We start from the raw sequence: 13,979 nt of genomic DNA on the forward strand, positions 1-13,979 counted from the left end.
ACCGGGCATTTGATTGAGGACTTTTTCCCAAGAAACGGTGTCCGCTATATCGCCATGAATGACGGTATCGACACCCTGCGTGATAACAACGATATTGCCCCGTTCAAGAATATCCTGAACGAGATGTACAGCAAGGATATTTCCAAGAAAGTCCATTCCTCTTATCTTCTGAAAGCGCAGAAAGGACAGTTTACCGGGTGTCTTGCCCCGTTTGGGTATCGGAAAGACCCGGAGGACAAAAACCATCTGCTCATTGACGAGGAAACCGCCCCGATTGTGCGGCTGATTTTCGGTTATGCCCTGAACGGTCATGGTCCGAACTATATCCGCAGACGTCTGGAGGAAGAAAAAATCCCCTGCCCCACATGGTGGAACCGGGAACGGGGGCTTCGCAATACCCGAACCAAATGGGAAAAGAAAGACCCGGAAAACGGACGGTATATGTGGGACTTCTCCGTTATCAAAGACCTTTTGATGAATCCCGTCTACACCGGGGCGATTGCTTCCCAGAAAAAAGACTACCGTTTCAAAATCGGCACGATTGGGGAAAAGAAGCCGGAGGACTGGATTGTGGTGGAGGGACAGCATGAACCGCTGATTGACCGCATGAGCTTTGACATTGTGCAGAACAAGCTGAAATCCCGCCAGCGTCCGGGGCAGACCAATGAAATCAGCCTGTTTGCCGGACTGATAAAATGCGGCGAGTGTGGGAAGTCGCTGACGATACGCTACACAAACGCAAAACATCCCCAGCAGATTTATTCCTGCAAGACCTACAATGCCTTTGGAAAGAATCACTGCACCCAGCACCGGATTGACTATGACACCCTTTACAGCCATGTGCTGCGGAAAATCCGGGAATGTGCCAGAGCTGCCCTGATGGACGGGGAAGCGGTTGCCGACCGCCTGACCAACACTTGTGAAGCCGAGAAGCGGGAACAGCGGGAAGCAATGGAACGCTCCCTTACAAGGGACGAGGAACGGATTGAGGTTCTGAACAAAATGGTCATGCGGCTTTATGAGGATATGATTGCAGGGCGTATCAGTGAGCAGAATTTCAACACTATGCTGGAAAAGACACAGACCGAGCAGACGGAGCTTAAAACAAAAGTGTCAGATGGCAGAAAGCGGCTGTCCGATGAAGTCCAGCTTGCCAATGACGCAAAACAATGGGTGGAAGCCATTCAGGAATACGCCAATATCACAGAGCTGGACGCAGCCACCCTCAACCGCTTAATCAAAGAAATCGTCGTGCATGAGCGCATTGACGAAGATAAAACAAGACACATTTCTATCGAAATTCATTTTAATCTCAAACCCATCCCAGAGGTGGAACAGGTCACTGCCTGACCTGTCCCGCCGGGACGGTTCTCTTAAAAACACCATATAGATTTTTTGTACGCCGCCGCCCGCCATCGAGCAGAGTTTTACACCTAATTGGGTATAAACCAGCTCATGGCGGGCGGCGGTGTCGTTCTGATCGGCCTTCAGCTTATCCCTCTGCTGTCCGGCCTGTTCAGCTAAGTGTCACCCGTTGTCCCTTTTCCAGAAAAGGAGCTGATGTATGGACTTTATCATCGACGCAATCGTTGAATGGCTGAAAGGTCTGCTCGTCGATGGTATCATGGGAAATCTGGATGGCCTTTTCGATAACGTCAATCAGAGCGTTGGCGAGATCGCCACACAGGTAGGCACGACCCCGGCGGACTGGAACGCCGGGGTCTTTTCCATGATACGACAGATCTCCGAAACTGCCATTCTGCCAATCGCCGGGGTCATCCTCACTTTTGTTATGACCTATGAACTGATACAGATGCTCATAGAACGCAACAACCTCCATGAAGTTGACACATGGATGTTTTTTAAGTGGGTGTTCAAAACCTTTGTGGCTGTGATGATCCTGACGAATACCTTCAATATCGTGCTGGCGGTCTTTGATGTGAGCCAGCATGTGATACAGCAGTCAGCGGGCATTATCCAGAACGGGACAGAGCTCACGCCGGATGTGCTGGACAGTCTGCGGACAGAGCTTGAGGCGATGGAGTTAGGCCCTCTGTTCGGACTCTGGCTCCAGTCCTTCCTGATCCAGCTTACCATGATTGCCTTAAACATCGTGATTTTCGTCATCGTATATGGCCGTATGATTGAAATTTATTTACTCACAAGTTTAGCGCCTATCCCGTTTGCCACAGTCCCCAACAGGGAAACCGGACACATGGGGCAGAACTATTTCCGCTCCCTCTTTGCGGTGGGCTTTCAAGGTCTATTGATCTTAGTCTGTGTCGCCATCTATGCGGTGCTGATCCAGAGTATCGCCACCGACGGCGACCCCATCGGGGCGATCTGGGGCTGCGTGGGATATACGGTGCTGCTGTGTTTTACCTTATTCAAAACAGGCAGTCTTGCAAAATCCATCTTCGGCTGCCATTAAGAGACTTCGGGCCATGCTGACCCGAAGCGGAAAGGAGGCGGTATGCCTCGGCGTTACAAACAGGGTGCGGACGGACAGCCGCACCCGGCTTTCTATGGAAAGCTCCCCGAAGAATTTTCTAAAGCAGACACCATGCGCTTTATGGTGGAAACCGATCTGAAACTGTCCGGGTGCGTATCGGCGGACACGCTGGCGGCACTCCGGGCGGAAGGCTATGACTACAAGGACGGGAACCTTGTTCCCGCCGGAAAGGAGGAAACCATGCAGGAAAAGGTTGCAAACACCACCCCGGCCGCACCGTTGAAGCTGGATGTAAGCGTGCGGGTCATCGAACCTGTGAAAAATCTAATGGGCTTTGCCAGCGTGAAATTCAATGACTGCTTTGTAGTGGAAAATCTGAAAATCGTACAGGGCAGCAAGGGCCTCTTTCTTGGGATGCCCAGCCAGCCGGACGGCAAAGGCGGCTATCGGGATATGGCCTACCCTGTCACAAAGGAGTTCCGGGAACAGCTCAACACCGCTGTTCTGCAAGCCTATGAGGCAAAGCTGGAACAGATGGCGGAGCGCGGCTCTGTGGGGCGTGCGTCCATCAGCGACCAGCTCAAAGCCGGGAAAGCGGCTGCCGAACAGGCAAAGGCGGAACGGCCTCCGAAGGAAAAGCCCAGCCGTGGTGCAGAGCGTTGACCTCGGGCCATGCTGGCCCGAAGCAGAAAGGAGGCGGGAACCATGCCACGCAAACGGACGGGCTATGACGCGGCCTGCTATTACGACGGAAAACTGCTGGGTCGCTGTACCAAAGCGGACAGCGACGCCTATACCCTGTTGATGAACGCCTGCGGCGGGGAGGCCGCCCGTGTTCTTCGGGAATATGCCTATTTTTCCCCGGAACTGAAAGCCATCTTAGAAAAGGCGGCGCTCATGCAGGCAGACCGGAGCCGGACGGGCGGAATGTTCCATGCGCCGAAAAGCTCCCCGTGGGGCGAGGTGCAGAATTGTGAAACCCTCTGTCCGGGGGTGTTTCTGGTATCTACCGCCAGCCACGGCGGAACGATGGTGGCAAACGAGGTAGCCGCCGTCCTCTCCCCAGCGGCCAAAAAATGCGGCTTCAAGGACAAGGGCTATATTTGCTATGAGGAGGACGCACAGGAAAGCGTAGTGCTCCGGGAGCTGCTGGACAAAAAGCTGTGGAAAATCCCTGACCGCATTAAGGACAAAGGACAGTTTGAAGAAAAACTCAATCAGTCCATCCGGCAGTATCACCCCGAATACTGGCGGGCAAGGCAGAGCGGACGAGAGGCCGCCGAAGCTGCCCGCAGCACAGCCCCGGCCAAAGAGGCCGCAAGATAACCTCGGGCCATGCTGGCCCGAAGCAATAAAGGAGGTGTACCAAAATGGCCTATGTGCCAGTACCAAAAGACCTTTCCAAAATCAAGACAAAGCTGGCCTTCAATCTGACGAAGCGCCAGCTTGTTTGTTTTTCCAGCGCGGCGGCGGTGGGCCTCCCGGCTTACCTGTTTTCCCGTGGCAGTATCGGGAACAGTGCCGCCATGTTCCTGATGATCGGCCTCATGCTCCCGTTCTTCTTTCTGGCTATGTATGAACGAGACGGTCTGCCGCTGGAAAAAGTGCTGAAAAACATCATCCGCACCCGGTTCCTCTATCCCCGTGTGCGGCCTTACAAAACCGAAAACTTCTATGCGCTGCTTAGCGCCAGAAAGGAGGCGCAGCCGATTGCGAAACAGCAGAAGGGCCGGAAAGCCCGCAGGCAGAAAGCCTGAAAAGCAGGGCCTTACCGGCCTGTTCACGAAAGGAAAGAACATTCCCACCACCGCCCAGCAGACCCTCCCTTACCGGGAAATGTACCGGGACGGGGTGTGCCGGGTAGCGGACCGCTATTACACCAAAACCATTGAATACGAGGACATCAACTACCAGCTCGCACAGTCCGAAGATCAGGCGGCCATCTTTGACGGGTGGAGCGCCTGCCTCAACTACTTTGACAGCAGCCTTCCGTTCCAGCTTTCCTTCCTCAACCACCGGAGCCGCCCGGGCAGCCGGTACAACGTGAACATCCCCATGCAGGACGATGATTACAACAGCGTCCGGTGTGAGTATGTGGAAATGCTGGAAAACCAGATCGCCAAAAGCAACAACGGCATTGTCCGCACAAAGCTCCTGACCTTCGGCGTGAACGTGGACGACCTTCCCACCGCCAGGGCAAGGCTGGAACGTGTAGAGGCGGACATTTGCGGGAACTTCAAAAAGCTGGGCGTCAAGTGCCGCTCCCTTTCGGGGCTGGAACGGCTGGAGCTTCTTCACGGGCAGCTCCACCCCGGCAGCGGCTCCCCCTTCCGGTTTTCATGGGATATGATCCCCAAAACCGGGCTTTCCACCAAAGACTTTATCGCCCCGGACAGCTTCGACTTCCGTTTCAGCCGTCTGTTCCGGGTGGGGACGACTTGGGGCGCCGCCTCCTACTTGCAGATTTTGGCCTCGGAGCTCTCGGACAAGCTGCTGGCGGAGCTTTTGGAAATGGATGCGGAAATGACCATCACCCTCCATATCCAAACCGTCGATCAGGCCGCCGCCGTAAAATCCATCAAGGCCAAAGTCTCCGACATTGACAAGATGAAGGTGGAGGAACAAAAGAAGGCAGCCCGGTCAGGGTACGACATGGACATACTTCCGCCCGACCTCGTAACATACAGCAACGACGCAAAGACCCTTCTGGAAGATTTACAGAGCCGGAATGAAAGAATGTTCCTGCTGACCTTCCTTGTGGTAAACATGGCCCCGACCCGCCGGGAGCTGGACAATGACCTGTTCACGGTGTCCGGTATCGTCCAGAAATACAACTGCACCTTGAAGCGGCTGGACTTCCAGCAGGAGGATGGTTTTCTTTCCAGCCTTCCGCTGGGCCATAACGGCATTGAGATCAAGCGCGGCATGACGACAAGCTCCACGGCCATTTTCGTTCCCTTTATGACGCAGGAGCTCCGCATGGATGGCGAAGCCGTCTATTACGGGCTCAACGCACTTTCCCATAACGTCATCATGGCAAACCGGAAAAAGCTCAAAAACCCCAACGGCCTGTTCCTCGGCGTGCCGGGCTCCGGCAAATCCTTTGCCGCAAAGCGGGAGCTTGTGAACGTGTTCCTTGCCACCCGTGACCGGATCATTGTGGTGGACCCGATGGGCGAATATTCGCCCCTTATCAAGCGGCTGGGCGGTCAGGTCATCGAGATCGCCCCGGACAGCCCCCACCACATCAATCCGATGGACATTGATTTGAGCTTCGACGAGGAAAACCCGATGGCGCTGAAAGCCGACTTTATCCTGTCGCTGATGGAGCTGATCGTTGGCGGCAAGGACGGCTTGCAGCCGGTGGAGCGGACCGTCATTGACCGCTGTGTGCGCCAGATGTACCGGGAACATTTGCAGGACCCGGAAACAAGCAAAATGCCGACCCTCCAAACCCTGTATGACCTGCTCTGTTGCCAGCCGGAGGGCGAGGCGGTACGGCTGGCAACTGCCCTTGAAATCTATGTGTCGGGTTCCCTTAACGTGTTCAACCATGAAACCAATGTGGACTTGAACCGCCGTCTGGTATGCCTTGACTTAAAAAAGCTGGGGGCCGGGCTTCGGACGATTGCCATGCTCATTATGCAGGACTTGGTAAACTCGCAGGTGTCCATGAATTTCCTGCGTGGTATCGCTACATGGTGCTACTTCGACGAGTTCCATGTGCTGCTCCGCGACCGGCTGACGGCAAGCTATTGTGTGGCGATCTGGAAAATGCTGCGAAAAAAAGGGTGCGTTCCCAGTGCTTTAACGCAGAACGTGAAGGATTTTCTGGCAAGCCCGGAGATCGAGAACATCTTTGAAAACTCGGACTTCCTTGTGCTGCTCTCGCAGGCACAGGGGGACCGGCAGATTTTAGCCAAACAGCTTGGGATCAGCCCCCACCAGCTTTCCTATGTGACCCATACCAATTCCGGCGAAGGGCTGCTGTTCTTCGGGAATACCACCATCCCGTTTGTTGACCGCTTCCCGCAGAATACCGAGCTGTACGCCATTATGACCACCCGCCCGGAGGATAAAAAACAGGAAATGAACCGGGCATAACACACTTCGGGTCATGATGGCCCGAGGTTTGGAAAGGAGGGATACATCATCGGAAAGAAACCGGATAAACGGAATTTTCAAAGGCCGGGGCCGACGGAGGATACCGGGAGCAATCGCCCCGGACCGGCTGAACGGGAAGGGCCTTCCCCCGCACCATCCCGACGCCTGCGGTTTGAGGACGAAGATACCGGACAGGACAGCCCTTCGGGCCACAATGGCCCGAAGTCCAAAAGCGGCAAGTTTCAAGAGGACAGCCGCAAAAGCCGTCCCTCTGACCGCATGAGGCAGGAGGATGAAGCGGGCGGGCCGCAGGATACCGGCAAGGCACAGGAGCCGGAGGGCTCCGCCGAGAAGGCCGGGAGCAAAAAGGATAAGTACCAGAAAGCACAGGCAAAAGCGGAGCGCGCCGGGGAAAAGCTGGGAAAGGCCCGGGAGAAACTGGACAAGACCGAGGCAAAACGGGCAGCGAAGAAGCCGCCGGGGCTTGCAAAGAAAGCTGTCCGGGGAGCCCGCACCGAGGCATGGTTTTATCTCCACAACAAAATCAACGAAGTCGAACATGAAAATGTGGGCGTGGAAGGAGCGCATAAATCCGAGCTGACCGCCGAGGCCGGAGCCCGGAAACTGACCCGGTATGCCAAACGGAGATACCGGGAGCACCCGGCCCGGAAGGTGGCAAAGTGGGAACGGAAGGACATAAAAGCCCGGGCCAATATGGATTTTCAGAAGATGGCCTCCGAGCACCCGGAACTTGCCAGCAATCCGCTTTCCCGTGTGCAGCAGAAATGGAAACTGAAACGCCGGTATTCCAAAGAAGCAAAGGCGGCTGCAAAACAGGGTGCAAAGGCCGCAAAGAAAACCGCTGCCGCTTCGGGAACTGCGACCCGTCGGGCGGCGCAGTTTGTGACCCGTCATCCCGTGGCGGTGCTGGTCCTGCTCCTGCTGTTGCTGCTCTGTTTTCTTGTGTCGGCGGTAAGCTCCATCTTTCCCACGCTTGGCAGCGGCCTTGCCAGTGCGTTATCCGGCACCTCCTACGCCTCGGAGGATACGGACCTGCTGGGGGTGGACGAGGACTATACGGCGCTGGAAAACGAGCTGGCGCAGACGGTAGCGAACATTGAAAGCACCCATCCCGGCTATGACGAGTACCGCTATTCCGTGGACGAGATCGGCCATAACCCCTATGAGCTGGCGTCCTATCTCTCTGCAAAGTACCATGTGTATTTCCGGGAACAGGTGCAGGACGAACTGCGGGAGATCTTCGAGGCACAGTATGAGCTGACCTTGACGGAGGAAGTCGAGATACGCTACCGCACCGAAACCAGCACCGACCCGGAGACCGGGGAAACCACCACCGAGGAAGTCCCCTATGAGTATTACATTCTCAATGTGACCCTCACAAACAAAACGCTGCCTGCCGTGATCCTGCCGAGGCTTAACGAACAGCAGCGGGAAATCTACACCGTTATGCAGCAGCTCAAAGGCAACAAACCCTATCTGTGGGAAGGGATTTACAACGGCGGCGAAGATACCGGCCCCAGCTATGAGATACCCGGCGAGGCGCTGGATGACCCGACTTTTGCGGCGCTCATGGAAGAAGCCACAAAGTACATCGGCTGGCCCTATGTGTGGGGCGGCTCCAGCCCGTCCACCTCCTTTGACTGTTCGGGCTTTGTCTGCTGGGTGTACACGGCCAGCGGCGTCCACAACCTGCCCCGTACCACGGCGCAGGGCATTTATAACCAGTGCGCTATCATTTCCCCCTCCGAGGCAAAGCCCGGCGACATTATCTTTTTCACGGGAACCTATGACAGCCCCGGCCCTGTGTCCCATGTGGGGATTTATGTAGGCGACGGGATGATGCTCCATTGTGGTTCGCCCATCCAATACGCAAACATCAATTCAAGCTACTGGCAGACACATTTCTATGCCTTCGGGCGTTTGTGAGCCAGAGGAAAGGAGTTCTTGCATGAACAAGATCGACAAGCTCGATAAGGAACTGGAAAAAGCCCGGGAGAAGGCAGCCGAGTGGCAGGCCAAAATCCGGGAGCTGGAAAAGCAGAAACAGGAGGAAGAAAACAGCCAGATCGTGCAGGCGGTGCGCTCCCTCAAACTGACCCCCGCCGAGCTGATGGCTTTTCTGAACGACCCCAAAAACAGCCTTACCGCTTCGGGCCATACTGACCCGAAGCCGGAGGCACCCGGAAAGGAGGATACAGCCCATGAAGAAAACTAAATACCGCAGGCTGGCGGCGATGGCTGCCAGCCTTTTGTGTTGTCTGATCTTTACGGTCCCGGCCTATGCACAGAGCAGCGAGCCGCAGCCGGAGACAATTCCCGCCCCGGCGGAAACCGAAGCGGAGCCGGAAACCCAGAACCCCTTTACCCCAGACGGGACGGGAACCGTGGTGGACAACGCCACCGACGAGGATGGAAAGGAGTTCTACACCATCACCACAGCAGACGAGAGCGTGTTTTATCTGGTGATCGACAAACAGAAAACCAGCGAGAACGTCTATTTCCTCAATACCGTTACCACAGACGACCTTCTGCCTCTTGCCGAACAGGGTAAGGAACCGCCCAAAGAAATGACCCCTGAGCCAGAGCCAAAGCCCACCGAACCGGTGGAGGAAGTACCGGAACCCGAGCCGGAGAAAAAGGACAGCCCCCTTCTCTCTCTGCTCCTGATCGGTGCGGTGGTGCTGGCCGGCGGTGGGATTGGTTACTATTTCAAGATTTACAAGCCGAAGCATGAGGCCCCGGATTTGGAAGATGATTACTGCGAATATGAGGACGGGGAGCTGGAGGAGATCGCAGAGGAACCCGATGACGAAGATACCCCGCCATGGGAGGAAGATACGGAGGAATGAGAATGAATTTTACAAGCAGCCCTTTTGAACGAATGATGAAGGAAGTACCGCACCCCGGCTGGAACAATGACGACCCTTGTAAGGGATGCCGTTATCACAAGGAGTGCAAAGGAAAGAAAAAACAGTGCCGGAAGAAGTTCCGGGCGCTGATCGTGGAGTCCCGCCCTTCGGGCCATCGTGGCCCGAAGTCTTAAATGGACGCCCGGGAGCTGACCCGTGACGAGAAGAAGAAAATCCGTTCTCTTGTCACGGGGATGTGCGCCAACTATGACCGGGAAAGCGGCCTGTGCCTTCCTCTTGACTGTGCCTGCTATATGCTGCACAAGTGCTGGACAGGGGCGTACTGCCGTTATTTCCGTGAGGCTGTCCTGCCTCTTAACCCGGAGCTTCAAGCGTCGTTGACAACGGAAGGCATCTCCCCGGAGCTGCGAGCCTGTGCGGTCTGCGGAAAGGCGTTTTTGCCCGAGGGGCGTCAAGCCTACTGCTCCGACGCCTGCAAGGCCGAAGGGAACCGCCGAAAAAGCCGGGAACGCATGAGGAAAATGCGGGAGAAAAGACCGGGCGGCTGTTACGATTTGCCGCCTCCAAAGGCTTGACATTCCGGGCTTTTTTGAGGGTGTTTCCGGGGTGGGAATATCTTATTACATTTCTCCCCGGTCTGCCCTCTTATTTCGTAACATCCAGCACTTCGGGTCATGTTAGCCCGAGGCACAGAAAGGAGGTATCTCTTGGAGACAGTACAAGGATATGTGATTTTGAAAGCTGCCACCTTTGAAACCGGACACGGCTTTGCGCTGGGGCATAATCCGGGAGCGCCGAGCCCCTTTGTGACCTGGCAGTTTACCGAGGGGGAAAACGGCCATCGGGATTACTACTGGGGCCGCTATGGAACCAGTCAGGCGTGGGCGCAGCGGGACTTTGACCGCCGGGTGGACGACTATCAGCAGCTTTACCATGCGGCGGTCAAGCATACCGAGCTGGGACCGGAGGGCGTTTACCGCTATTATTCCACCCAGCGGCCCGTGGACATAGGAACTTACCCGAAGCTGCCGGATAACCAGCCTCTTTCCATCGTCAACTACGACGATGACAGGCGGCGTCCTGTGGCAGACGGCAGTCTGATGGCATGGGGCGAACTGACCTACGCAAAGCCGCTGACCGAAAAGCAGATGGAGGATTATGAACTGAAACCAGCACCGGGCAATCCTGACCGGGTGCGCCCATCCATTACCGCCCGGCTCAAAGAAGGAACCAGAGGGCAGGAACCCCCGAAGGAGCCCGGCCAGAAGCGGAGCCATAAAAACCATGAGGAACGATAAAGGAGGATCGCCATGCACGAAAAAGACAACTATCTGAAAACCGCCGAGCTCTCCACAGAGCAGAACTGCAACATGATCGACGGCGTACCCAACAACACGCCCATCCCACCCACGCCCCCGGAGCTGGACGCAAAACCGCTTGATAAGGTAAAGGAACCCAAAGAGCGCCGGAAAGGCCGGGAGCTGGAACGCTGATGGAGAACCGCAAGCGGAATGTCCATCTGCACGTCATGGTAACGCCGGACGAGCTGGCAGCCATCCATGAACGGATGGCTGAGGCGGGCATTTCCAACGCCGGGGCTTATGTACGGAAAATGGCTCTGAATGGGTATATCCTGCACATCGACCTTGCGCCCGTAAAAGAGCTGATCTCTCTGCAACGGCGCTGTTCTAACAATCTCAATCAGGTTGCCATACACGCACATACCTATGGCGTGTACCCGGAGGAAATCGACGGATTAAAGCGGGACTATGAAAAGCTGTGGGGCGAGGTGTCAAAGGTGCTGCGGGAGCTTTCCGAGCTGGTGGCAAAATGAGACGAGGGCGGCAGGCTTCCGTTGCGGGGCTTGCCGCCCTGCTCTTTTTTTACCACTTCGGGCCAGTATGACCCGAAGGTTTGGGACAGGATTCACTAATCTTTCGCAACATTTATGTCCCCGGGCAGGCATGATAAAATAGAGGTAGGAAGGATAGATAAAGGAGGTTTTGAAGATGAAGATACTGCTGAAAATATTGGTTGCTCCCTTTGCTTTGGCGTTGTCCCTTCTGGCGGCTCTGCTGGTGTTCCTGTTTGATATTTGTGCCGTCCTGCTGACGATTGCCTCTGTGATCCTGGCGGTGCTGGGTGTCGCTCTCTTTTTCACGCCGACGCCCATAGGCGGGATTGTATTTCTGTTTCTTGCCTTCCTTCTTTCGCCGTATGGACTGCAAGCGGCGGCGGGCTCCCTTCTTTGGGCGCTGGACGGAGGCAAATCCGCTTTGTACCGGTTTCTGGCAAGTTAAGCAGCCTCGGGCCATACTGGCCCGAAGTCGGGGCGGTCGGAATGGGCCGCCCCTTTCTCATGGAAAGGAGGAATGATTTTTGGCTACCACAACTTTGTTACAGCGCCATGCGGGCGAAGGCGAAACGATTGCTGAGGCTATCCGGGATTGTCTGGACTATGGCAAGGACCCAGAGAAAACAGAAAGCGGAAAGTATATCTCCGCTTATGAATGTGATCCGGCCACCGTGGCAGACGAGTTCCTTTTGGCAAAAGCCAGCTATGCCGCTATGACGGGTCGGGAACAGAAAAAAGAAAATGATGTGCTGTGCTATCAGATACGACAATCCTTCTATCCGGGCGAGATCACCCCGAAGGAGGCGAACCGTATCGGCTATGAGCTGGCTATGCGCTGGACAAAGGGGCGGCACGCTTTTATCGTTACCACACATACCGATAAGCAGCACATCCATTGTCACATTTATTACAACTCCACCACCCTTGACTGCACCCGGAAATTCCGAAATTTTTGGGGCTCCAGCTTCGCCCTTCGGCGGCTCTCTGACAGGCTGTGCCTTGAAAACGGGTTGTCCATCGTGGAGAACCCGAAGCCCCGGAGCAAGGGTAAGTATCGGAATTATGGGGAATGGCAGAAAGAACGAAAAGGGCCGCTTTCCTATCAGGACAGGCTGCGCCTCGCCATTGATACTGCGCTGGCGGAGCGCCCCGCTGATCTGGACGAATTTCTCAATCTGATGAAGCGGGCGGGATATGAGGTCAAGAAGGTTCGGGGCGGCGGTATCAGTTTCCGGCTGACCGGGCAGGGACAGGAACGCTTTACCCGTCTGCGTGCCTCCACGCTGGGGGACGGCTACGACTTGCAAGATGTTCTGGCCGCCATTGAGGGCAAAGAAAAACGCCCCGGGCACTCGGAGCGGAAAATCAGTCTGGCGGTGGATATTCAAGCGAAGCTGGCTGCCGGTAAGGGACCGGGATATGAACGCTGGGCGAAGGTATTTAACATTAAGCAGATGGCCGCTGCCCTTGCCTATATACAGGACAATGGACTGACCGATTATGAGCAGTTGGCACAGAAAGCCACCGAGGCGGCAGACCGTTTCCATGCCATTTCCGAGCAGATCAAGCAGACGGAACAGGCCATGAAAACCAATGCCGGGCTAAAGACCGCAACGGTTCAGTATGCCAAAACCCGTCCGGTCTTTGAGCAGTATAAGGCGACGAAGTACAGCCGGAAATTTCTTGCGGAGCATGAGGCCGATCTTGAACTGTACCGGGCTGCACAAGCGGAAATGCGCTCTCTGCTGGGCGGGGCGAAGCTCCCCAAAATGGATGTGCTGAAGGAGGAAGGCCGTAAGCTCACAGCAAAGAAAAAACAGCTCTATGGAGAATACCAGAAGGCACGACGAGATATGCAGGAGATCGTCACGATCAAGGCGAACATTGACACTCTGATGGGCTACACCGAGCCGGGAAGAAAGCAGGAAAAGGAGCGTTAAGGTTATGAAAATAAGGAGCGAAGCGACGCTGACACTTCGGGCCATGTTGGCCCGAAGATACGGGTTTGGGGCGAGCCCCAACAAGCCGCCTTTGTGCCACTTGTGGCCACAGAGGCATTGCTTGCCACTTAGCGGCAGCCCCTAAAATGGCGCAAAAAAACAGAGGCCCTTATTCTGGAACCTCCGTTTCTCTGGCTTTCTTAATGCCTTCGGCTGTGGCTTCTATCACGACAAGCTCTTTTTCATTCATGGAGTTTAGAAGAACATCAATGTGCTTTCTGCAAGAGCTTGACCTTGCCCCTCCGTCCGCATGAATAAACTGGTCAACTGAAACGTCAAACATAGTAATGAGTTTAACAAAAAGGTCGAAGCTGGGATACTGACCTTTGTTCTCAATATTCATAATGGTACGGGAGTCACGGTCTACTAATTCCGCAACATAGGCTTGTGTCCATCCCTTTTCTTCTCTGGCTCGTTTGAGAGCCGCCCCGAGGCCGTGGAAGTCAAACCTTCTTTCATCTTGGTTCATTTTCATATCACCCTATATCATTCTACATTTCGGGTTGGATTATGAGAATGTAATGAAATTTTACATTAAGTAGTATTTTATTTCGTATCCGTGTAGGCTCTAACTTGTATTATTCGAGGCAGAGAACTATAATATATAGGGTTGAGCAAAACTCCGATTTGCTCATAAGGCTATACATTAAATAGTACTATCCAGCTCATTTGAGCTC

Annotated in this window: 17 protein-coding genes and 1 pseudogene; 17 read left to right on the forward strand and 1 reads right to left on the reverse strand. The window is 54.9% G+C overall.

The window, feature by feature from the left end:
- From GPK49_RS09205 to GPK49_RS09285, 17 genes and pseudogenes are all read left to right on the forward strand, one after another.
- Positions 1-1,350, forward strand: a 1,350-nt coding sequence (locus tag GPK49_RS09205) for a recombinase family protein (protein WP_215677572.1), incomplete at its 5' end; no start/stop codon positions are given.
- A gap of 90 nt (positions 1,351-1,440) precedes the next feature.
- Positions 1,441-1,524: pseudogene (locus GPK49_RS09210) on the forward strand (Maff2 family mobile element protein); the annotation flags it as partial.
- A 40-nt stretch (positions 1,525-1,564) separates the two neighbouring features.
- Positions 1,565-2,431, forward strand: a complete 867-nt coding sequence (locus GPK49_RS09215) for a VirB6/TrbL-like conjugal transfer protein, CD1112 family (protein ID WP_215633641.1) — start codon at positions 1,565-1,567, stop codon at positions 2,429-2,431.
- Positions 2,432-2,473: 42 nt separating this feature from the next.
- Positions 2,474-3,115 carry a septation protein SpoVG family protein gene (locus tag GPK49_RS09220; RefSeq protein ID WP_158565097.1) on the forward strand — a complete coding sequence of 214 codons (642 nt, stop codon included), beginning with the start codon at positions 2,474-2,476 and terminating at the stop codon, positions 3,113-3,115.
- A gap of 42 nt (positions 3,116-3,157) precedes the next feature.
- Positions 3,158-3,778 (forward strand): DUF7007 domain-containing protein, encoded by a 621-nt coding sequence (locus GPK49_RS09225; protein WP_227358979.1) that lies wholly within the window; start codon positions 3,158-3,160, stop codon positions 3,776-3,778.
- 44 nt (positions 3,779-3,822) lie between these two features.
- On the forward strand, positions 3,823-4,209 hold the full coding sequence (locus GPK49_RS09230) for a PrgI family protein (protein ID WP_003500106.1): 387 nt from the start codon (positions 3,823-3,825) through the stop codon (positions 4,207-4,209).
- Positions 4,127-6,556 carry a VirB4-like conjugal transfer ATPase, CD1110 family gene (locus GPK49_RS09235; RefSeq protein WP_416810508.1) on the forward strand — a complete coding sequence of 810 codons (2,430 nt, stop codon included), beginning with the start codon at positions 4,127-4,129 and terminating at the stop codon, positions 6,554-6,556. Before GPK49_RS09230 ends, GPK49_RS09235 begins: the two co-directional genes overlap by 83 nt.
- A gap of 279 nt (positions 6,557-6,835) precedes the next feature.
- Positions 6,836-8,503, forward strand: a complete 1,668-nt coding sequence (locus GPK49_RS09240; protein ID WP_215633640.1) for a C40 family peptidase — start codon at positions 6,836-6,838, stop codon at positions 8,501-8,503.
- A 22-nt stretch (positions 8,504-8,525) separates the two neighbouring features.
- Positions 8,526-8,792, forward strand: coding sequence for a DUF4315 family protein (locus tag GPK49_RS09245; RefSeq protein WP_118505421.1), 267 nt, complete (start codon positions 8,526-8,528; stop codon positions 8,790-8,792).
- Complete coding sequence (locus tag GPK49_RS09250) at positions 8,779-9,426, forward strand: DUF4366 domain-containing protein (RefSeq protein WP_215633639.1); 648 nt, start codon at positions 8,779-8,781, stop codon at positions 9,424-9,426. Before GPK49_RS09245 ends, GPK49_RS09250 begins: the two co-directional genes overlap by 14 nt.
- Before the next feature lie 2 nt (positions 9,427-9,428).
- Entirely contained in the window at positions 9,429-9,620 is a 192-nt protein-coding gene (locus GPK49_RS09255; protein WP_012741675.1) for a hypothetical protein, read from the forward strand.
- Positions 9,621-10,022, forward strand: a complete 402-nt coding sequence (locus GPK49_RS09260) for a cysteine-rich VLP protein (RefSeq protein ID WP_012741674.1) — start codon at positions 9,621-9,623, stop codon at positions 10,020-10,022. It begins immediately after the preceding gene.
- A 132-nt stretch (positions 10,023-10,154) separates the two neighbouring features.
- Positions 10,155-10,745, forward strand: a complete 591-nt coding sequence (locus tag GPK49_RS09265) for a defense against restriction DarA-related protein (RefSeq protein WP_226942657.1) — start codon at positions 10,155-10,157, stop codon at positions 10,743-10,745.
- A gap of 12 nt (positions 10,746-10,757) precedes the next feature.
- Positions 10,758-10,940 (forward strand): DUF4316 domain-containing protein, encoded by a 183-nt coding sequence (locus GPK49_RS09270; RefSeq protein WP_003500078.1) that lies wholly within the window; start codon positions 10,758-10,760, stop codon positions 10,938-10,940.
- Positions 10,940-11,281 (forward strand): plasmid mobilization protein, encoded by a 342-nt coding sequence (locus GPK49_RS09275; protein WP_012741672.1) that lies wholly within the window; start codon positions 10,940-10,942, stop codon positions 11,279-11,281. The genes GPK49_RS09270 and GPK49_RS09275 overlap by 1 nt, the downstream gene beginning before the upstream one ends.
- Before the next feature lie 175 nt (positions 11,282-11,456).
- Positions 11,457-11,747: a CD1845 family protein gene (locus GPK49_RS09280; protein ID WP_009901657.1), complete on the forward strand. Its 291-nt coding sequence runs from the start codon at positions 11,457-11,459 to the stop codon at positions 11,745-11,747.
- A gap of 79 nt (positions 11,748-11,826) precedes the next feature.
- Positions 11,827-13,242: a relaxase/mobilization nuclease domain-containing protein gene (locus tag GPK49_RS09285; RefSeq protein WP_215633638.1), complete on the forward strand. Its 1,416-nt coding sequence runs from the start codon at positions 11,827-11,829 to the stop codon at positions 13,240-13,242.
- Between the two features lie 169 nt (positions 13,243-13,411).
- Here the strand turns inward: GPK49_RS09285 and GPK49_RS09290 are convergent, their stop codons facing one another.
- Positions 13,412-13,777, reverse strand: a complete 366-nt coding sequence (locus GPK49_RS09290; RefSeq protein WP_012741669.1) for a helix-turn-helix transcriptional regulator — start codon at positions 13,775-13,777, stop codon at positions 13,412-13,414.
- Positions 13,778-13,979 lie beyond the last annotated feature (202 nt).

The organism is Clostridium sp. MCC345 (assembly GCF_018785345.1).
GTDB classification, from domain to species: Bacteria; Bacillota; Clostridia; order Lachnospirales; family Anaerotignaceae; genus Anaerotignum_A; species Anaerotignum_A faecicola.

What these genes read in the sequence shown, in the direction of transcription:
- GPK49_RS09290 (WP_012741669.1), bottom strand. Translation starts at nt 13,777, where the DNA reads ATGAAAATGAACCAAGATGAAAGAAGGTTTGACTTCCACGGCCTCGGG.
- GPK49_RS09225 (WP_227358979.1), top strand. Translation starts at nt 3,158, where the DNA reads ATGCCACGCAAACGGACGGGCTATGACGCGGCCTGCTATTACGACGGA.
- GPK49_RS09270 (WP_003500078.1), top strand. Translation starts at nt 10,758, where the DNA reads ATGCACGAAAAAGACAACTATCTGAAAACCGCCGAGCTCTCCACAGAG.
- GPK49_RS09255 (WP_012741675.1), top strand. Translation starts at nt 9,429, where the DNA reads ATGAATTTTACAAGCAGCCCTTTTGAACGAATGATGAAGGAAGTACCG.
- GPK49_RS09220 (WP_158565097.1), top strand. Translation starts at nt 2,474, where the DNA reads ATGCCTCGGCGTTACAAACAGGGTGCGGACGGACAGCCGCACCCGGCT.
- GPK49_RS09240 (WP_215633640.1), top strand. Translation starts at nt 6,836, where the DNA reads ATGAGGCAGGAGGATGAAGCGGGCGGGCCGCAGGATACCGGCAAGGCA.
- GPK49_RS09235 (WP_416810508.1), top strand. Translation starts at nt 4,127, where the DNA reads ATGCGCTGCTTAGCGCCAGAAAGGAGGCGCAGCCGATTGCGAAACAGC.
- GPK49_RS09215 (WP_215633641.1), top strand. Translation starts at nt 1,565, where the DNA reads ATGGACTTTATCATCGACGCAATCGTTGAATGGCTGAAAGGTCTGCTC.
- GPK49_RS09280 (WP_009901657.1), top strand. Translation starts at nt 11,457, where the DNA reads ATGAAGATACTGCTGAAAATATTGGTTGCTCCCTTTGCTTTGGCGTTG.
- GPK49_RS09245 (WP_118505421.1), top strand. Translation starts at nt 8,526, where the DNA reads ATGAACAAGATCGACAAGCTCGATAAGGAACTGGAAAAAGCCCGGGAG.
- GPK49_RS09260 (WP_012741674.1), top strand. Translation starts at nt 9,621, where the DNA reads ATGGACGCCCGGGAGCTGACCCGTGACGAGAAGAAGAAAATCCGTTCT.
- GPK49_RS09275 (WP_012741672.1), top strand. Translation starts at nt 10,940, where the DNA reads ATGGAGAACCGCAAGCGGAATGTCCATCTGCACGTCATGGTAACGCCG.
- GPK49_RS09250 (WP_215633639.1), top strand. Translation starts at nt 8,779, where the DNA reads ATGAAGAAAACTAAATACCGCAGGCTGGCGGCGATGGCTGCCAGCCTT.
- GPK49_RS09230 (WP_003500106.1), top strand. Translation starts at nt 3,823, where the DNA reads ATGGCCTATGTGCCAGTACCAAAAGACCTTTCCAAAATCAAGACAAAG.